Below are 18,578 nucleotides of genomic sequence, written 5' to 3'. Positions count from 1 at the left end.
TGTCGTTTCCGCTCGACTTGCATGTGTTAGGCCTGCCGCCAGCGTTCAATCTGAGCCATGATCAAACTCTTCAATTTAAAGTTTTGATTACCTAAATTAATAGGTGTGACTCAACGAATACTGACTTCAAAACTAATATTCATTCCTTCTTTCGAAAAAGAGAAGTGAACATGTAATTCTAAAGCTATTACCATTCCAACAGAATGGTAATGAATTGACTGTGCCGCTTGTTGTTTTCACTTTTTAATAAAAAGTAAAACCAAAAAGCATTCGAACTATTTCTAGCTCAGGTCACTCAGTTCATTGAAATCAAGTTTGTTACCGAAGTAACTGTTATTACGCTCTTTCGAAAAAGAACCAATAACGTTTTGATATTCATCAACGAGTGCCCACACAGATTGATAGGTTTAAATTGTTAAAGAGCTTCTCTTCGTTGTGACTTACATCACTTCGGAAGAGGCGGCCATTCTAGCGTTTTAATTCTCAGTGTCAAACACTTTTGAAAATTAATTTCTACTTTCTAAAAGTAGAAGCGAATTATCGCTTGAAGCTAGTTGCCTTACTAACATTCTTCGCTGAGGCCTTGTGGCGTCTACCGTGTCAGTGAGGCGGCATTATAGAGATGTTCCTCACATTGGCAAGTGTTTATTACCGAAAAATGTAAAAATAACGGTTAGATGACGAATAAACACTCAAAGCCTTATTTATGCAAGTTTAACTACAAAGTACTTACAGAATAACCACAGACTTATCCACAATTACTCTAATTTTCATCCTAGAAACTAAAAAAGCTGCCTTGAGGCAGCTTTTTAAATGGCAATGAGTCTAAATCCCAGAGCCATATTGCTCTCCATCGTCTTCATGGAGACCACATTCTCGTTTTAGACCATTAAAACGGGTTTCTTCTTCAGTCATACCCGGTTCCCATTTCTTAGTCGTATGAGTATCTCCAACAGAAAGGTACCCCTGCTCGCGAAGTGGGTGGTAACTGAGACCATTCTCTTCTAAGTAATAATGAACATCTTTATTTGTCCAATCTATTACTGGCAAGAACTTAAACACACCATTTTGGATAGATAAGATAGGCAAGTTTGCACGCGATTGAGATTGCTCTCTTCTCAACCCAGAAAACCAAGTGCCAACCTCGAGTTCATCCAGCGCTCTTCTCATCGGTTCAACTTTATTAAGCTTGTTGTACTTCTCTATCCCTTCTATACCTTGCTCCCAAAGTTTGCCATATTGCGCTTCTTGCCAATTAGGGCTCTGCTGAGAACGAAAAACTTGAAGGTTTAGAGTCAACTTCTGACTTAACTCATCGATAAATTGATACGTTTCCGGGAATAGATACCCAGTGTCCGTAAGAATAACCGGAATATCTGGTTTTGCTTGAGTCACTAAGTGCAGCATCAACGCCGCTTGGATTCCGAAACTAGAAGACACAACATGTGTCCCTTCTAAATGTTCTAGTGCCCACTTAACTCTTTCTAATGCGGTTAGCTGCTCTAACTCAGCATTGATTTGCCCAAGACGAAGTATTTGCTCCGTCTTAGTCAATGCGAGTAGCTCTGCTAACTTCAGTTTTGAAGCGACAGAATTATGCATGCAGATCCCTCTTTGAAATGATCACCTCTTCGATGATGCCAGCTCGAATTGTAAAATCACCGAACCCTTCATTGTCGTTACGTTCCGTAGCCCAACGTCCCACCAGCGAATCAATATCTTCTAAGATCTGAGCTGAAGTGATGTTCTCTTTATACATCTTCGGGATACGAGTTCCGGCTTTGTTGCCACCTAAGTGCATGTTGTAACGCCCTGGCGCCTTACCGACTAAACCCAGCTCAGCCAACATTGCACGACCACAGCCGTTTGGACAACCCGTGATACGAAGGATAATGTTATCTTCTTCTGGTAATCCATGTTTCTTCAGAATGTCTTCAACATCCGTTACAAACTCAGGAAGAAATCGCTCTGCTTCTGCCATTGCTAAAGGACATGTTGGGAATGCCACACAAGCCATAGAGTTTTTACGCTGCTCGGAAACGGCATCATCCATCAGACCGTATTGACGTGCCAGCTTTTCAATTTTTGCCTTTTGGCTCTTAGGTACACCTGCAACAATTAGGTTTTGGTTCGCTGTCATGCGGAAGTCACCTTTGTGGATCTTCGCTATTTCAGCAACACCTGTTTTCAGCGCTTTCCCTGGGAAATCTAGTAAACGACCATTTTCGATGAATAACGCTAAGTGGTGCTTACCATCAATGCCTTCCGCCCAACCGATACGGTCGCCACGGCCAGTAAACTCATAAGGACGGCTTTCCGAAAACTCAACACCTGCACGTTTTTCTACTTCTGCTTTGAATACATCAATACCAACACGGTCTAGTGTGTACTTGGTTTTAGCATTCTTACGATTCGAACGGTTACCCCAGTCACGTTGTGTCGTCACAACAGCTGCCGCTACATCTAACGTTTTCTCTAATGACACAAAACCGAAATCGTCAGCTTTACGTGCATAAGTAGAAGTGTCGCCGTGCGTCATTGCAAGACCACCACCGACTAATACGTTAAAGCCCACCAGCTTTCCGTCTTTAGCAATCGCGATAAAGTTAAGGTCGTTAGCATGAACATCTACGTCATTTTGCGGAGGAATTACAACCGTCGTCTTGAACTTACGTGGTAGGTAGTTACTACCTAAGATAGGTTCTTCATCCGTTGTTGCTAGCTTTTCACCATCTAACCAGATCTCAGCATAAGCACGAGTCTTAGGTAATAGGTGTTCACTGATTTTTTTCGCCCACTCGTAAGCTTCTTGGTGTAGCTCAGACTCAACCGGGTTTGTCGTACATAGAACATTTCGGTTTACGTCACCCGCCGTCGCGATTGAATCAATACCAATACTGTTTAGTGTTTGGTGCATTAACTTAATGTTCGGCTTCAACACACCGTGAAACTGGAAAGTTTGACGGGTTGTGAGACGGATAGAACCATAAGAGGTGCTTTCATCTGCGAATTTATCAATCGCGAGCCACTGCTTCGGAGTGATGATCCCGCCAGGCATACGCGCACGCAGCATCACATTATGTAAAGGTTCTAACTTTTGCTTGGTACGTTCGCTACGAATATCACGGTCGTCTTGTTGATACATACCGTGGAAACGAATCAACTGAAAGTTATCAGCAGTAAAACCACCCGTAATTCTATCTTGGAGATCTTGTTCAATCGTACCGCGAAGATTTTTACTTTCACGCTTAAGACGTTCATTGTCAGCCAAAGGTCCCAGTACTTGACCTAGCACTTCTTGCTCTATTACTTGCTTGCTCATTAGTACACATCCCTTTGGTAACGTTTCGCTTTACGTAAATCATTAATATATTGTTCAGCTTGCTCGCGGCTCTGATTGCCATGTTTTTCCGCAATTGTAACTAACGCTTCATGAACATCTTTCGCCATTCGAGTCGCATCGCCACATACATAGAGGTACGCGCCCTCTTGAAGCCATTGCCAAACCTGCTCTGCTTGTTCAATTAAGCGGTCTTGAACATAAACCTTTTCTTTTTGATCTCGACTGAAGGCAACATCAAGCTTGGTTAGCGCACCAGACTTAAGGTACTTCTGCCATTCAACTTGATATAAGAAATCTTGAGTGAAAGTTCGGTCACCAAAGAAGAGCCAGCTTTTGCCTTCAGCATCATTGTTTTCACGCTCTTGAACAAAACTGCGGAACGGTGCGATACCGGTACCCGGGCCGACCATGATGATTGGTGTATTGTCGTCTTGTGGTAGTTTGAAGTTATTGTTGTTCTCAACAAACACCTTCACTTCACCACCTTCTTCAAGACGTTGAGCTAAGAAGCTAGAAGCTCCGCCTAAACGAGATTCATCGCCTTTTTGGTATTCAACCAAACCAACCGTCAAGTGAACTTCTTCATCCACTTCAGCTTGGCTTGATGCAATAGAATAGAGGCGTGGGGTCAGCTTACGTAGTAGACCAATCAATTCATCAGCCGATAGCTTAGTTTTCTTCTCAGCTAAAACATCAACAACTTGAGTATTACCCGCGTATTCACGAAGCTTGTCTTTATCTTCCACCAGCTTGATTAACTTCTTACTGCCCGATAGCTCAGCAAACTTAGTCACAAGTTGAGGGTTTGAAGATGTAATCTCGAATTTACTGACGAGTGCGCTGTGGACAGATAAGTTGTCACCATCGACATCAACACTTTCGATACCAGATAACCCAACCTTAGAAAGGATCTGATTAGCGAGTTCTGAACTGTTTTCAAACCATACACCTAGCGCATCACCCGGTTGGTAAGTAATACCCGACTCATCAAGATCAATCTCGATATGACGAACATCTTTGCCCGAATCACGACCGGTGATCTTTTGACTAGTCAGCAATGTTGCTGTGTATGGATTTTGTTTCGTGTATTGCGAATGACCGGCGGCCGCTTGACCTACTGGTAATTGAACCACATCGGCTTCAGTACCTGTCGATAGCGTCTCTTTTACTTGCTCTAATGCTTTAGCGCGCCATTCCGTTGCTGATTCTTCGTAATCAACATCACAATCAAGACGATCAACAAACGATTTAGCACCAAGCTTAGCGAGGAAGTTATCGAAGTCTTTAGCCGTTTGGCAGAAGAACTCATAGCTTGAGTCACCTAAACCAATCACACCGTATTGTAGGTTTGATAATTTTGGCGCTTTCTTCGATTGTAGGAATTCATGCAACTCAATAGCGTTATCAGGGGCTTCGCCCTCACCATTGGTTGAAGCGACAAAAATGACGTGTGTCTCTTTGGCTAGGTTCTTCCCTTTATAATCACTTGCATCGAAAAGCTCGACAGCAATACCTAAGGCTTTAGCTTCTGCCTCAAGCGATTCAGCGACACCTTTAGCATTACCTGTTTGAGATGCGAAGATAATACTGAGCTTACCCGCTGGTTTAGCCGCTACTGCAGCAGCCGCTTGAGCGATTGGCGCAGCTGCACCGACAGGCTGAGCTTGGCTCACTCCCCAAAGGTAACCACTGACCCATGCCAGTTGTTGTGAAGATAACTCAGAAACAGTGTGTTGAAGATGACCCAATTGTTGGTCATTAAGTGGTGCTGCTAGCCCAGGTAGTTCATTAGCCCCAGACTGTGCATTATTATTTTGTGAAGACTCTTTCTTATTTAAAGACATGGTCACGACATCCCTAATCATTGCGTGACGATAGATTAACCACTCCTTTTAATAACAAGAAAGAATAGAAAAGTATGTTTTATAACTTTTTGGAAGTAAAAACCGATTGAAACGTAAATTGACTTACTGATTTTCAATACGCACTTGCTGAAAGCCAACCGCCATTGCCGATTTAGATGCTAGGTCTAAATCCGCGTAATGGCACTCTTCACCATGAACATCAGTAAGCAGAACAAAGCCACCTCCCATATGGCGAAACTCCACAACCCAAGACCCTTCTTGAATTGAGGGCTCTATGATCGCTTCAACTAACAGATTTTCTCTATATAAATTTCGTAATTCATTGAGTGTCATATTCCATCCCTTGCTTTGACCTCACAACATAGACCTTATAAGAATAGACGCTAATTAGCTCTCTGTATAAAGGATGGTCGAAAGTGATGAATGTGCTAACTAATTCCAGAAAGATATATACCCAAGTAACCTCAAGATGCTTGGTTCAGCGAGAATGACTTGGTTTGTAGACGCGGCGACGATTTAAAAGTCTAGTGGGCCTAAATCAAGAATCGACAACAAAGTATACAAGCCAAGACAACTCGCCCTTTGGGAGCGTGTCATTGAACCGATTGCTGCGTCAAACAACTTGGAAAGAGCCAGCTATTACGCTGCGTCGTTTTCCTTACTTACTTTCGGTAATTAGGGGCTCAATGACAACGCTCTGAATCCAGCATCTTGAAGCCACTTGGGTATAACCAATAGATATAAAAAAACGCCACTTAATAAAGTGGCGTTCTCAAAATTCGTTCTAAATTTGCTTTATATGGCCTAGAAGCGCACTTCAGCGCCAGCAAACCAGCCATCAACCATGACAAACTCTTTGCCAACCTCTGAAGAGAAGAACTCTTCCGAATCAAGGTCGATCACGCGGTAACCACCACGCAGTGCCACTTCAGTTTCTGCTACAGGAATTCGGTACTGAACACCTGCCATCAAATCCGTGCTCTTAATACCACTGCTATCACCGAACTCCATCGTACCGATGATATCGAAATTGGTCTCAGGAACGTTGATCTCTGCGTTACCGTAGAAGCTCCAAGTGAATTCATCAAAGCTTGTTTGAGCGCCACCCGTTTTCGGCTCGATGTAATTCGAGTTTGAATACTGAGTAAACGTCACACCCGCATCGAAGTTCATCAGCTTGTGATCTAACAACGTGTAGTAGAAGGTGTAATCGTACTTATCGAAGGCCAATGAATCTGCATCGACAGAAGTATAGCGAAAACTAGCGTTTGGTAGCATTGGGGCATTATGCTCAAATGCGAAATACAACGAAGGAGAGTTAGAGTCATCATCTTGTCTAACTTCGTTTAGCTTTGTACTTCCCCACCACATATCTGCACCGACTTTAGCCGTGTAAGAAAACTCTTCTTCAGCAGACACTGCCGAACTTAAAGATAGCATTCCCACTAAAGCAATTAATGGCATTTTATTCATTTGAGGTAGCTCCAATTCCATATCGTTGTGCTAATTGTATGCACATTCATAGATTATTGGGGAAAATTCTATCACACATCTTAAATTCTAAAACGATAAACCGCTGACGATCAAAGATTTGACGACACCATGACCTTAGTAACGTCTTTGGTTAGAACTGTGTACAAAGTTTTTGAAAAACCAGATACCCAATGCAATCACGATTAACCAAGGCAGCAACTTAAACACGACGCCCATCATACCTAAGACCAACATGACTGCTAACGCGATTCCGGTTGCAGCCAATACCGTCATAAACGTGATACCTGTGACAAGTAGAGTTGCGACGAAAATAAGAACAAAGATTAATTCAAACATAATGGTCTCCCTAATGAGTTAATGACCTATCTTTCCTACTTTCTAACATTGCAGCTTCCATACCAAGTTAGTAAAAACAATAAAACCCTTACTTATCAGGCAAATAAAAAGCCACACATCTAAATGCGTGGCTTTTAAAGAAACTATCAATGGCAAATTTAGCCTCTAGTGGCGAATTTAGCCTTAAGATTTTAAGCTTAGGTTTTTAAGCTTGGGTTTTTAGCTTTGGCTTTTAAGCTCGAACTTTTAACCTCGAAGGAGGTTATACGTTTAGCTCTTTAGGAATCTTAGCCAATGCTGTCTGCATCACTTCGATACCTGCACCTTTCTTATGTGCGTTTTCACTGATGTAGCGACGCCACTGTCTTGCGCCCGGCATGCTTTGGAACAAACCAAGCATATGACGAGAGATGTGTCCTAAGCTTGCACCATTTGAAAGTTCACGTTCGATGTACGGATACATCTCTTCAACTACTTGTGAGCGCTTCTTAATTGGCGTATCCAAACCAAAAATCTGTTGATCAACTTCAGCCAAGATAAACGGACTATGGTAAGCCTCACGACCGATCATCACACCATCAAGGTGTTGCAAGTGCTCTTTAGTTTGCTCAAGAGTAGTAACGCCACCATTCACGGCAATAACAAGATCAGAGAAATCTTTCTTGATTTGGTATGCACGATCGTAATCTAGCGGTGGAATCTCTCGGTTCTCTTTCGGGCTAAGGCCACTCAACCATGCTTTACGCGCGTGAATAGTAAATTGCTCACAGCCGCCTTTTTCAGAAACCGTCGAAACAAACTTAGTTAAGAACTCATAAGAGTCTTGGTCGTCGATACCAATACGCGTTTTCACGGTAATTGGAATATCAGTAACCTCTTTCATCGCCGACACACAATCTGCCACCAGCTCAGGCTCAGCCATCAGGCAAGCACCAAAGCGACCATTCTGAACTCGGTCGGAAGGGCAACCGACATTAAGGTTGATTTCATCATAGCCACGCTCACCAGCAAGCTTGGCACACGCCGCCAAATCAACTGGGTTTGAACCACCGAGTTGAAGTGCAAGAGGATGTTCTTGCTCGTTATATTCTAGAAAGTCGCCCTTACCATGTAAGATCGCACCTGTTGTTATCATTTCCGTGTACAGAAGCGTCTGCTGAGAAAGCAAACGGTGAAAGTAACGACAGTGGCGGTCAGTCCAATCCAACATGGGTGCAACGGATAAGCGGTTAGCCGCGTATTTACTGGTATTGTCAGGTTTCATAAAGCGTTACTCAAAATCTATACACTGCATATATATACAGAAACTCGCTAGTTCTGCCGCAAACTCACCCGTTCAGTACGCATATAGTACGTATTGATGGGGTAGAACGAAGGCATCGTTTAGCATTAAAAAAAGAACACTTCAAAGCGGTGAATCACGCTTCACAGTGGACATTGTAGTCAAAAATAATTGGGCGATTATACACAGGGAATCGAAAACATTCAGGAACAAAGACGAACTTATTTTCCCTTACAACTCACGTAGTGTTAGTGCAGCTTTTCAGCGAGTAATAAATGAATTGGGTATCGAGGATTTGAGGTATCACGAATTACAAAAAGAGGGAGCAAGTCGATTATTTGAGAAGGGCTATTCGATTGAAGAAGTAGCCCAAGTAACTGAGCACCGAAACTTGAACATTTTGTGGCAAGTTTATACACAGCTGTTTCCGCAAAACTTACATAAAAAGACACAACCTTAAGTGTAATTTGGCGTACAGAAGCTAGGTCTTAGTAGATAGCAAAGTTTTTGTTGTAGACCTTTTAGTGGGATCTAGTGGGCGAACTTAAAAGCTCACTATTTCATGGCTGCTTAAGGCACTCTCTAAATTATCTTCAATATTTACGGGCAATAGGGCTTTCAACTTTATCGCACCGTAATGTATTCACGCTGATTCACCATAAAAACTCCCAAAATTTAGCCACTTAAATGCAATACCAACTAAATAATAAGGTTATGGATTTTGATTAAAGGTCAAGGGATTATTTTTTATAGACGTGCAAAAATAAAGCATCATTAAAGAACTGTTTTCGTACAATCAAGCCGCCCATATGACCGTCAGTAAGTAGTCACTTACAGTTTTATTTCAATTAACCACTTATCCACAAGTACTCCCATTTCTTTACCTTGAAAAATATCAGTTGTAGCACTATCTTGTAATCCGTAATACGGGGAAGCACACTATATAGTGTTTTTTTTATTCACAATATACAAAGGAGAGTTATACAGGCGATGTTGTTTATTTAAGCAGAAACGAAGAACCCCACCAAAAGGCAGGGTTCGAATTCGAAGCCAAGTCTAGAGTAACGCCAATTACTCAAAAAGTGACTACTAGATATCTAAATCTCAATATCTGACACCGAGACTATAGATCGTGGATACAGGCTTGGCAATAAAATTAACACAACTATAAAGGTGTAATTATGTTGTCCAAAAGCACCAAAGCTTTACTGCGTGAGGTGTTCGATACGGGCTTTACTATTTTCAAGTTAAGACCGAGTTTCTTTGTCAAGGGCCTAATCTATTGCGTCAATGCTGTCGTAGACTTGATTAAAGAATAACTGAAAAGACAGCCATAAGGCTGTCTTTTTCATGCTCCTTTACCACTTTCGAGCCTTGTAATACGCCCATCCATCTTTTCCATCATTAAGCGCAACCACTTAACATCAGTTTTTAGTGTAATGCCTACCCCAACCCCACTAGATAAAGCACTAACAATGGCTATTATTAATGTTTGGTACTCTGCCATTTACTTGAACTCATTGCGTAGGGTTTCCCATAGGCCAAATACTATTGGAGCACTTGTGCCAATAATGCCATCGAATTGAACACCGTCTGCCGATACGCTAGCGGTGATAAGTTCAGGGTGGCCAGCTACCAAAGCAGCTCCCGCGCCAAGTAACGCTAAACCCTTTTTGGTTGATGACAAGCTAATGTCGATTTAAAACTTTTTATAAAAGCAACTTATTGCACATTTTTTTATAAACATATTCACCAGATCTCTAATTCAGCCTCATTAATCAGTTATGCCTTGAGTCACACTGTCATTTTGAGTTACCTTGTCTTATTCAAAGTCGTGGGTCACAATACGCTCTGTACCTGACTTTAATAGAAATCATTGGCTCCCAAAACGTAGTAACCTAGAAATAGGGTTTGAATAGGGATGTCCGATTGAATGGTGAAAAATTTGGACCACACATTAATAGAGCAAGTTGAAGGGATATGCGGATCTCGAGGCGTTAGATTAACACCTCAGAGAAAGCGAGTGTTTGAGCTCATTTTCTCTAATAAAAAAGCCTCTAGTGCTTATGAATTGTTAGAGCAATTGAAAGTCAGTGAACCACAAGCCAAGCCTCCGACAGTATATCGCGCTTTGGATTTCTTGTTGGAACAAGGTTTCATTCACCGAGTTGAATCAACCAATAGCTTTATATGCTGCTGTTCTTGCAATGCCAATAAACATTTCTCCCAACTACTGATCTGCGATAAATGTGGCACTGTGGTAGAATTACAAGACGATGCGCTTGTCACTCTACTCGCTAGTAACGCTGAGAAGCATGGCTTTAAATTGACTAATCAAGTCATTGAGTCGCATGGCATTTGCCAAACTTGCTCCTCCGATATGAAAGAATAAGATTATAGAAGAACATTATGCGCGCTGAATTTGTAAACCCGTTTTTAGCTTCTTTGATGAACGTATTAAAAACGATGGCTTCTCTAGAATTAAAGCCACAAAAACCAAGAGTTAAGAAAGATGAGATCGCTCGTGGTGATGTATCCGGCCTAATTGGTATGGTTGGCACACAATCTCGCGGCTCAATGTCGATCACTTTTGATGAAGGTCTTGCCCTAGAAATCATGGAAAACATGTTGGGTGAACGACCAAATGGCTTGAACGAAGAAGTGACTGATATGGTGGGTGAAATCACTAACATGGTGACTGGTGGAGCAAAACGTATTCTTGCAGAAAGCGGCTTTGATTTCGACATGGCAACGCCAATCGTTGTTTCAGGAAAAGGCCACACCATTCGTCATAAATGTGAAGGTGCTATTATCATCATGCCTTTCACATCTCAGTGGGGTAACGCCTTCATCGAGATCTGTTTCGAATAGAGACAATCGAGTAAATAAAAAATGAAAGGCTGACGTACATACGTCAGCCTTTTTTATTGCCATAAAATCAACGGACATAAAAAACGCCAACCGAAAGGTTGGCGTTTACAGTTATTACTTGGTGTTACTTAAACAGTCTTAAGCTTTCAGCGCTTTAAATGCGTTGATTAGACCGTTAGTTGAGCTGTCGTGAGAGGTTACTTGAGCATCGTCAGCAAGCTCAGGAAGAATTTGGTTTGCTAGTTGCTTACCAAGTTCTACACCCCATTGGTCGAAGCTGAAGATGTTCCAGATAACGCCTTGAACAAAGATCTTGTGCTCGTACATCGCGATTAGGTTACCTAAAGAGCGAGGGTTGATTTGCTTAACAAGAATTGAGTTCGTTGGACGGTTACCTTCAAATACTTTGAAAGGTACAAGCTCAGCCACTTCTTCAGCTGTTTTGCCAGCCACTAGGAATTCAGCTTCTACTGTCTCTTTTGTCTTACCGAATGCTAGAGCTTCAGTTTGAGCAAAGAAGTTAGACATTAGCTTCTGGTGGTGATCAGATGCTGGGTTGTGGCTGATAGCAGGAGCAATAAAGTCTGATGGGATCAGCTTAGTGCCTTGGTGAATCAGTTGGTAGAAAGCGTGTTGGCCGTTAGTACCAGGTTCACCCCAGATGATAGGACCTGTTTGGTATTCTACTGGGTTGCCTTCACGGTCAACGAACTTACCATTTGATTCCATGTTACCTTGCTGGAAGTAAGCAGCAAAACGGTGCATGTATTGATCGTAAGGTAGAATCGCTTCTGACTCAGCGCCATGGAAGTTGTTGTACCAAACACCAATAAGCGCAAGGATCACTGGAATGTTGCTTTCAAATTCCGTTGAAGCAAAGTGGTTATCCATCTCGTGTGCGCCATCTAGTAGCTCAGCGAAGTTATCGAAGCCGATAGAAAGAGAGATAGAAAGGCCGATTGCAGACCATAGTGAGTAACGACCACCAACCCAGTCCCAGAATTCGAACATGTTGTCAGTATCAATACCAAACTCAGCAACTGAAGTTGCGTTAGTTGATAGCGCTGCGAAGTGCTTAGCGACGTGTGCGTCATCACCCGCTTCAGCCAGGAACCAATCACGAGCAGAGTGTGCATTCGTCATTGTTTCTTGAGTAGTAAATGTCTTAGATGCCACTAGGAACAACGTTGTCTCTGGGTTAAGAGGCTTAAGTGTCTCAACAATGTGAGTGCCATCTACGTTAGAAACAAAGTGCATGTTCAGGCGAGTTTTGTATGGCGTAAGTGCTTCAGTCACCATGTATGGACCAAGGTCCGAACCGCCGATACCGATGTTAACTACATCAGTGATCTCTTTACCTGTGTAACCTTTCCACTCACCAGAAACGATGCGGTGCGTGAAAAGTTCCATTTTCGCTAGTACTGCGTTCACTGCTGGCATTACGTCTTTGCCATCAACCATTACTGGCTTGTCGCTGCGGTTACGTAGAGCAGTGTGAAGTACTGAACGACCTTCAGTCTTGTTGATTGCATCACCGCCGAACATTGCTTCAATTGCAGACTTAACTTCAGTCTCGTTCGCAAGAGCAAATAGGTGCTGCATTGTTTCAGCATCGATAAGGTTCTTAGAGTAATCCACTAAGATGTCAGAACCGAAACGAGTAGAAAAGCTCTCGAAACGCTTTGCATCTTGAGCAAACAGCTCTTTCATGTCCATATCTTGAGCAGACTCAAAATGTGCAGTTAGAGCTTTCCACGCTTGTGTTTGCGTTGGGTTGATATTTTTCAACATGGTATCTATCCCGATGTTACTGTAGGTTTTATTCTAAACGTCACCTGGGTGATGAATAGAACCCCCGATTAGGCGAAAGTTTATATTTTTCTGAGATGACCAAACCGCGTCACCACTGAAAGATTCTTTGTAATTTTTTTTCACGACGTATTATGCCGCATATGAAGAGCTGTACCTTGAGATAAATCAGGATTCGATTTCCTGATACAAGAATCGGTACAGACTCTAGCTCTAACATAATTAAATGTGAGCGATACCTGATAAATTCAAGTTCAAAAGATAACGTTAAACCACTTTTTTTCCAAATACATTATAAAGGATGGCGTATGTGGACTCAGAAGACTATACACCTAAATGCACGAAAGCGTGGATTCCATCTCATTACTGATGAAATTGAACAACAGATACACGATATCAATTCTCTATCTGTTGGTTTATTACATCTTTTTATCCAACATACCTCTGCTAGCCTCACGCTAAACGAGAACGCTGATCCTACCGTCCGTACCGATATGGAATCACACTTTAATAAGTTTGTACCTGAGCGAGCACCCTATTACAGACACACCTATGAAGGCGATGATGATATGATAAATAGAGGACTAACTGTAACAAATAAAGTATGATGGTTAACTCATAACGATCATTTATTGAAGGTGGCACATTATATGGTTTCAGTTAGTTCTACATCAGAATTTAGGATCAAAGGTTATCCTTATACTAACTTCCCTCTATTACTTTGGTCTCACTCAAATGCAGACATTGGTACTCTGTCAGGCACTCTCTTTGAAGAAGGTCATCAGTTTCTAGAATTTCTATTAATTAAAAGTGGAAGAATTAAGAGCAGAGAAACATGGAAGACCTATGCTGCACATCTAGTGAGTTACTTTACCTTCATCGAAGATAATGGGTTGGATTGGACTGATATGAGTGACGATGGCATTACTGAGATGATTCTAGCTGTCTACCGTGATGCTAGCCTCGATGATGGAATGAAGAGTAGCTCTGTGAATCAGCATCTACGAACCATCGTGCGCTTCTATGAATTTGCGGTTGGGCAAGGTTGGGTATCAGAACTCCCTTACTCTCTGATTAGTATCAAAACAAGCAAAAACAAACATGATTTCCTTGCCCACACCAAGAGTGATGCTGGTGAGGTACTAAGCCCTGATGTCATGCTAAATACGCCTAAAAAGCTGCCTAAATTTCTTTCAAAAGAGGAAGTTCAAGAGCTTTTAAGTGCCATTAAAAACCCTGTAGTTAAACTCATGACAAGGCTCTGTCTACAGGCAGGAATTAGAAAGAAAGAATTACTACTGTTTCCCTTGGATCTAATACGTAACCCAGTAGAAGGTAGAGCCATCTACAGAGTTGAAATTAACCGAACGAAGGGTGAAAAAGAGCGTGTTATACACATTCCTCACCGTCTTATGAAAGACCTGTGGAATTACACCCAAACAATCCGCCACGAACAAGTGATGTCACATGGCACAAATAAAAAAGGGAACCCTGTTTTCCATAGTGATTTGTTATTCCTCAACACGAATGACAACACAGAATGGAAAGTGGGTTCGGGCTTCAATAAAGCTCTGAACGACTTAGGGTTGGATTTTAAAGTGAACCCTCACAAGCTGCGCCACACCTACGCGTGTCACACGCTAAAAGGCTTACAAGATCGTAAACAAGGCAAGTTTGAACCGCTGATGTATCTACAGCGAAGGCTTGGACACTCAAGCATCACTACAACCATGATATACCTCGAAATCGTGAATGACTTGATGGACGATTTGGCGCTGGAATATCAAGACCAAATCAATGAGATTTCTGTTCAAGGCTTATGTGCATAAAAAACACTAAAGAAGCTTATAACAACATTCAGAGCCATCTAATATGATTGGCGTTACAAGAGTCAAAAGACATTATCATGCCCAAGAAAAAATCCCGCAAAGTCAGCCTAGATAAGTTCGTACTACAGCACGTAAAGGAAGATACAATTCAAGGTGCTGGCAACCTAGAGATTGTTCGACCAATCAGAGCAATGGTTAATTTCCCAGCCTTGGGGGCGAAAGGTGGTAGCGGGGCGAACATCGACTTTGAACCCTTTTATGGTCAAGGGTTTGATGACTTAGTCAATCGTGTCTATTACACGATTAAGGCATTACTTGACTCTGCTATTTCAAGTGGCAGCTCTCAAAATACTATTCGAGGTTATTTAGCAAATGGGTTTTACTATCTAACAGACTACCTACCTCTTTATCGCCAGCATAAAGGACATGATTTATCTCAAGCAGATATATCACGAGAGCTAATGGATAACTTTCATACACATTTAAAGACGCTTAAGAAAAAAGGTGGCGAAGGTAATCTGTCATACCGCTCTCAAAAAAATTTCTACAGCAATACAAAATCTCTTTTACATGCGATGAAAACCAAAGGGTATTGGGATGCCTCACCTGATTACGTGGAAGGCTGTTTTAAACCTAACCCCTACCCAAAATCAAATCAACGTAGCGGTGGCGGCGCAAGCCCTTTTGCTCCGCATGAGAAAAAACAACTCGTTATTGCATTGAAACGAGCCATTAAGCCTATCATTAAAAAAGACAGAGAAGCTCCATTATCAGCATATGAACTAACAGTATTGGTTTTGGCGATTGCGATGCAGACAGGGGTTAATACCACCCCACTCCTTGAAATGTCAGTGACTTCCTTATCTGATCACCCATTAAAGCCCAACAGGCGGCTGTTGACCTTATTTAAACGCCGAGGTAATGCCACTCAGTTGCACAACTTACGTAAGAGTGAAGACATTGACATTGTTCAGGGGGTTAAATTGGATGTGGCGCTATTTATTGAAACTATCACTAAACTCAACGCTTCGAGCAGAGAAGAGCTAAACACGGATTTATTGCTCACGTACACCTCAACAAGTGCTAGTAACGTTGGATCGACCACCTCACTTACAGCAAATATACTTCTTCACCACATAAAATCATTGGTTAAGGACTACAACCTAATAGATGAAGATGGCAATCCAATCACAGTGAACGCGAGTCGCATCCGCAAGACCTTTATTAATGGGATTTACGAGCTATCAGGTGAGGACTTAGTCGCGGCAGCACACGCCGCAAGACATCAACACCAAAGCACAACAGACCTTTACCTGCGAGCGCCAGAAGAGGCAAAGAAAAATCTTGGTCGTGCCGCAGAAATTAGAGTGGTCAATATCTTGAGTGAAGGAGAAGAAAAAACGCCAGTGGGTACGTGTAAAGATACTAAGTATGGCGATAGAGCGCCCAAGAATGGAAAAATATGTGCTGATTTTTTGGGGTGCTTCCGATGTAAAAGCTTTGTTATCACGCTGGATGACCTTTGGAAGCTCTACAGCTTCTACTGGGCAGTTGTTCGCAACAGGGATAACTTTGGTCGCAAGAACTGGAAGAAGTACCTCAAAGACATTCTGAGAGTAATTGACGAGCACATAGAGCCTCGATTCATTGAATTAAATGCGATTCCACAAGTTCAAATCATGAAAGAAAAAGCAAGAACAACACCGCATCCTTTTTGGAAAAACTTAGACATGTTGAGGGTTGGAAAATGATTAATGTCCAGAATGCGCTAAGTGCAAAAGAGCTAGAAAAGCAAAAGTGTCCAACGCTAGAAATGTTGGGTGACAACCCAACACAGGCACAAATTGAAGCGTTAATGGGCGTTGTTGCTTACTCCACCCTCGAAGATGGTCAGTTCGTTGTGTACGCTCGATTTGAAGAAGATGTATGGGAGTTGCCACTTGAAGATTTCATTAAAAGTGCAAGGTCTTCTGATCGATTCATAAGGTTCAGCTCAATCCAAAGCAATACTCTTAAATCATTGGCGAAATGGGTGATGTGGTCGAGACGACAAATGGGATTAAGGGGCAGCTCTCTGAAACGGCTTAGTATAAATATTCTGTCATTTCTAACTTGGGTTGAGTCCAATCCCCTTCGCTCTAAGCGAGATTTTGATGCCTTTCTGGCTCAAGAATATGTTCAGCACGTAAATGGGTTAATGATTAAACGTAAAGGCGAGTTACAGCCCCTAAAGCCATATTCAAAAGCAAATAGGTATGTATCAGTGGAAGAGCTATACCGTCATGGGAGAATGTTTGATTGGGTTAAGGCGCACCCTTGGATAAGCTCAAGTGCTTATGAGCAATCAGGAATAACTGGCGAAGGAGATCCCCGAAAAATAAGAGAAGGCAAAACCCTTATAATCCCCGAAGCTGTGCTATCAACGCTGGCGATTTACACCAAGGGCTACCTAGATCGAGCAACGGAATTATTAAACTTGCGAGAGAAGCTCAGCGCTTTTGAGCCAACGGTTAAGAATAAGAATGGGCGAGACACGCAAAGACGCCTATACCTGCAAAGTATTTCTGATGGATTTGAAAAGCTTGATGATTTAAATGACGCCTTACTATTACTCAGAAATAGCTGCATCTTCTGGCTTTTATTTACCACAGGAATGCGTATCCACGAGGTCTTGAATATCAAGCGTTCACTGCGTGGGAAAGGTGGTAAAAACTACCGCACAGAAACGAAAGATGAAGAAACGTTTTACTACATTCAATCTAGCTCAGATAAAACACATACGGGCAAAGCGGAATGGATAGCACCAAAAATAGCGATTGAGGCAATCAAGACACTAGAACTTTATTCAAAGCCTTATCAAGACAAGCTCGAAGCAGATTTAAAAGAAGCGAAAAGTCAGGGCAACCATAAGGAAGTCATACGTCTAAGCGGGATTAATAATCACCTGATTTTAGCCAAGGTTCAAAACCAAAAAGGCAATCCAATTGCCATACCATCCCCCAACACTATTACTAAAATTAGTCTCAAAAGCCTCTGCGCAATGGCTGGCGTTGATTGGCACTTAGCTGCTCACCAACTAAGACGCACCTTTGCAAACTACGTAATACACAGTGAGCTTGGTGATTTACGAGCACTGAAAGAGCACTTTAAGCACTGGTCAATCACGATGACTGTACTTTATGCTGCGAATGATGATTTAGACCAAGAGTTATTTGAAGAACTCCTGCGTGAGAAGCTGTTTGTAGAAGAAGAAATATTTTCGGACTTCTTCGCTCTAGATTATCCAATTACAGGCGGGTCAGTGGCGGATAATATCAAAGAGTTCAGGTCAAACGAGGAAAACATCAAGGTCTATGGAAGCCATAAGGAAATGGCGAGGGCAATGAAGCTGCCACTTCGCTCTACTGGCATCGGTTGGTGTACAAATGACGATGATGGGTGCATGGAAGGAGGTTGTGATGAATGCGACCACGGAATCATAGATAAACGCAACGTCAAATACTGGGAAGGCATGTTAATTCAACAACTTGATCTTGTTGACCTAGATGATATTGGTGATGCAGGTAGAGAGTCTGCTCAAAAAGGCTTAGCACGAGCAGAAAAGGTTCTCACCGTATTGGGCTATGATGTTGCAGTCATGAAAGATGAATTGAGTAACAACAATCAAATTCAGCAAGCATCATAATTGCTTTGAATGATGTAACTCTTTTCAAACAGGATGAAAATGACAAAAAATCCAATAAAAGCCA

The 18,578-nt window shown here is 42.1% G+C and carries 16 protein-coding genes, 1 rRNA gene and 1 pseudogene; 7 read left to right on the top strand and 11 right to left on the bottom strand.

Translation table 11 applies throughout. The annotated features are described in order from the left end of the window. The 8 genes from BCU75_RS03195 to dusA form a co-directional block, all read right to left on the bottom strand. Positions 1–77 (bottom strand): 16S ribosomal RNA (locus tag BCU75_RS03195); the annotation flags it as partial. 748 nt (positions 78–825) lie between these two features. Beyond that, the gene (locus BCU75_RS03190; RefSeq protein WP_102472907.1) at positions 826–1,602 is read right to left on the bottom strand and encodes a phosphoadenylyl-sulfate reductase; all 777 of its coding nucleotides are present in this window, start codon (positions 1,600–1,602) and stop codon (positions 826–828) included. Beyond that, the gene (cysI, locus tag BCU75_RS03185) at positions 1,595–3,322 is read right to left on the bottom strand and encodes an assimilatory sulfite reductase (NADPH) hemoprotein subunit (RefSeq protein ID WP_102472906.1); all 1,728 of its coding nucleotides are present in this window, start codon (positions 3,320–3,322) and stop codon (positions 1,595–1,597) included. The genes BCU75_RS03190 and cysI overlap by 8 nt, the downstream gene beginning before the upstream one ends. Beyond that, on the bottom strand, positions 3,322–5,187 hold the full coding sequence (locus BCU75_RS03180) for an assimilatory sulfite reductase (NADPH) flavoprotein subunit (protein WP_032500955.1): 1,866 nt from the start codon (positions 5,185–5,187) through the stop codon (positions 3,322–3,324). The genes cysI and BCU75_RS03180 overlap by 1 nt, the downstream gene beginning before the upstream one ends. A gap of 123 nt (positions 5,188–5,310) precedes the next feature. After that, positions 5,311–5,541: a hypothetical protein gene (locus BCU75_RS03175; RefSeq protein WP_004735813.1), complete on the bottom strand. Its 231-nt coding sequence runs from the start codon at positions 5,539–5,541 to the stop codon at positions 5,311–5,313. Positions 5,542–6,012: 471 nt separating this feature from the next. Continuing rightward, positions 6,013–6,681, bottom strand: coding sequence for a TIGR04219 family outer membrane beta-barrel protein (locus BCU75_RS03170; protein ID WP_102472905.1), 669 nt, complete (start codon positions 6,679–6,681; stop codon positions 6,013–6,015). A gap of 135 nt (positions 6,682–6,816) precedes the next feature. Continuing rightward, positions 6,817–7,038 (bottom strand): envelope stress response protein PspG, encoded by a 222-nt coding sequence (gene pspG / locus BCU75_RS03165; protein WP_010434219.1) that lies wholly within the window; start codon positions 7,036–7,038, stop codon positions 6,817–6,819. A 262-nt stretch (positions 7,039–7,300) separates the two neighbouring features. Then, the gene (gene dusA / locus BCU75_RS03160) at positions 7,301–8,302 is read right to left on the bottom strand and encodes a tRNA dihydrouridine(20/20a) synthase DusA (protein WP_017080832.1); all 1,002 of its coding nucleotides are present in this window, start codon (positions 8,300–8,302) and stop codon (positions 7,301–7,303) included. Between the two features lie 166 nt (positions 8,303–8,468). Here dusA and BCU75_RS03155 point away from each other — a divergent pair, with 166 nt between their 5' ends. Then, the gene (locus BCU75_RS03155) at positions 8,469–8,780 is read left to right on the top strand and encodes a tyrosine-type recombinase/integrase (protein ID WP_102472904.1); all 312 of its coding nucleotides are present in this window, start codon (positions 8,469–8,471) and stop codon (positions 8,778–8,780) included. A gap of 888 nt (positions 8,781–9,668) precedes the next feature. On the opposite strand, the gene BCU75_RS24330 is transcribed toward BCU75_RS03155, so the two are convergent. Together BCU75_RS24330 and BCU75_RS03150 are read right to left on the bottom strand one after the other, a co-directional pair. Next, positions 9,669–9,827: a hypothetical protein gene (locus BCU75_RS24330; protein WP_198593388.1), complete on the bottom strand. Its 159-nt coding sequence runs from the start codon at positions 9,825–9,827 to the stop codon at positions 9,669–9,671. Continuing rightward, positions 9,828–10,007 (bottom strand): hypothetical protein, encoded by a 180-nt coding sequence (locus tag BCU75_RS03150; RefSeq protein WP_102472903.1) that lies wholly within the window; start codon positions 10,005–10,007, stop codon positions 9,828–9,830. Positions 10,008–10,253: 246 nt separating this feature from the next. Between BCU75_RS03150 and zur the strand changes: the two genes are divergently transcribed. Together zur and BCU75_RS03140 are read left to right on the top strand one after the other, a co-directional pair. Continuing rightward, positions 10,254–10,712 carry a zinc uptake transcriptional repressor Zur gene (gene zur / locus BCU75_RS03145; protein WP_076679115.1) on the top strand — a complete coding sequence of 153 codons (459 nt, stop codon included), beginning with the start codon at positions 10,254–10,256 and terminating at the stop codon, positions 10,710–10,712. 17 nt (positions 10,713–10,729) lie between these two features. Further along, entirely contained in the window at positions 10,730–11,191 is a 462-nt protein-coding gene (locus BCU75_RS03140) for a chemotaxis protein CheX (RefSeq protein WP_004735847.1), read from the top strand. Between the two features lie 138 nt (positions 11,192–11,329). Here BCU75_RS03140 and pgi read toward each other — a convergent pair whose 3' ends face one another. Next, the gene (gene pgi, locus BCU75_RS03135; protein ID WP_102472902.1) at positions 11,330–12,982 is read right to left on the bottom strand and encodes a glucose-6-phosphate isomerase; all 1,653 of its coding nucleotides are present in this window, start codon (positions 12,980–12,982) and stop codon (positions 11,330–11,332) included. A 326-nt stretch (positions 12,983–13,308) separates the two neighbouring features. On the opposite strand from pgi, the pseudogene BCU75_RS03130 reads away from it, so the two are divergent. From BCU75_RS03130 to BCU75_RS03115, 4 genes and pseudogenes are all read left to right on the top strand, one after another. Continuing rightward, positions 13,309–13,572, top strand: a pseudogene (locus BCU75_RS03130) (secondary thiamine-phosphate synthase enzyme YjbQ); the annotation flags it as partial. Positions 13,573–13,650: 78 nt separating this feature from the next. Further along, positions 13,651–14,829, top strand: coding sequence for a tyrosine-type recombinase/integrase (locus BCU75_RS03125; protein ID WP_102472901.1), 1,179 nt, complete (start codon positions 13,651–13,653; stop codon positions 14,827–14,829). Positions 14,830–14,876: 47 nt separating this feature from the next. After that, positions 14,877–16,580 carry a hypothetical protein gene (locus BCU75_RS03120; RefSeq protein WP_102472900.1) on the top strand — a complete coding sequence of 568 codons (1,704 nt, stop codon included), beginning with the start codon at positions 14,877–14,879 and terminating at the stop codon, positions 16,578–16,580. A gap of 62 nt (positions 16,581–16,642) precedes the next feature. Then, positions 16,643–18,514, top strand: a complete 1,872-nt coding sequence (locus tag BCU75_RS03115) for a site-specific integrase (RefSeq protein ID WP_133148286.1) — start codon at positions 16,643–16,645, stop codon at positions 18,512–18,514. Positions 18,515–18,578: the final 64 nt, after the last annotated feature.

This window comes from Vibrio splendidus, from assembly GCF_002873455.1.
GTDB classification, from domain to species: Bacteria; Pseudomonadota; Gammaproteobacteria; order Enterobacterales; family Vibrionaceae; genus Vibrio; species Vibrio splendidus_J.
Note: the sequence above shows the minus strand (reverse complement) of the source record. Positions and strands in the feature narration are given on the sequence as shown.

Excerpts from the sequence above, each read along its gene's own strand:
- pgi (WP_102472902.1), bottom strand. The coding sequence starts at position 12,982 with ATGTTGAAAAATATCAACCCAACGCAAACACAAGCGTGGAAAGCTCTA.
- BCU75_RS03170 (WP_102472905.1), bottom strand. The coding sequence starts at position 6,681 with ATGAATAAAATGCCATTAATTGCTTTAGTGGGAATGCTATCTTTAAGT.
- BCU75_RS03180 (WP_032500955.1), bottom strand. The coding sequence starts at position 5,187 with ATGTCTTTAAATAAGAAAGAGTCTTCACAAAATAATAATGCACAGTCT.
- dusA (WP_017080832.1), bottom strand. The coding sequence starts at position 8,302 with ATGAAACCTGACAATACCAGTAAATACGCGGCTAACCGCTTATCCGTT.
- BCU75_RS03190 (WP_102472907.1), bottom strand. The coding sequence starts at position 1,602 with ATGCATAATTCTGTCGCTTCAAAACTGAAGTTAGCAGAGCTACTCGCA.
- zur (WP_076679115.1), top strand. The coding sequence starts at position 10,254 with ATGGTGAAAAATTTGGACCACACATTAATAGAGCAAGTTGAAGGGATA.
- BCU75_RS03115 (WP_133148286.1), top strand. The coding sequence starts at position 16,643 with ATGTTGGGTGACAACCCAACACAGGCACAAATTGAAGCGTTAATGGGC.
- cysI (WP_102472906.1), bottom strand. The coding sequence starts at position 3,322 with ATGAGCAAGCAAGTAATAGAGCAAGAAGTGCTAGGTCAAGTACTGGGA.
- BCU75_RS03140 (WP_004735847.1), top strand. The coding sequence starts at position 10,730 with ATGCGCGCTGAATTTGTAAACCCGTTTTTAGCTTCTTTGATGAACGTA.
- BCU75_RS03175 (WP_004735813.1), bottom strand. The coding sequence starts at position 5,541 with ATGACACTCAATGAATTACGAAATTTATATAGAGAAAATCTGTTAGTT.
- BCU75_RS24330 (WP_198593388.1), bottom strand. The coding sequence starts at position 9,827 with ATGGCAGAGTACCAAACATTAATAATAGCCATTGTTAGTGCTTTATCT.
- BCU75_RS03125 (WP_102472901.1), top strand. The coding sequence starts at position 13,651 with ATGGTTTCAGTTAGTTCTACATCAGAATTTAGGATCAAAGGTTATCCT.
- pspG (WP_010434219.1), bottom strand. The coding sequence starts at position 7,038 with ATGTTTGAATTAATCTTTGTTCTTATTTTCGTCGCAACTCTACTTGTC.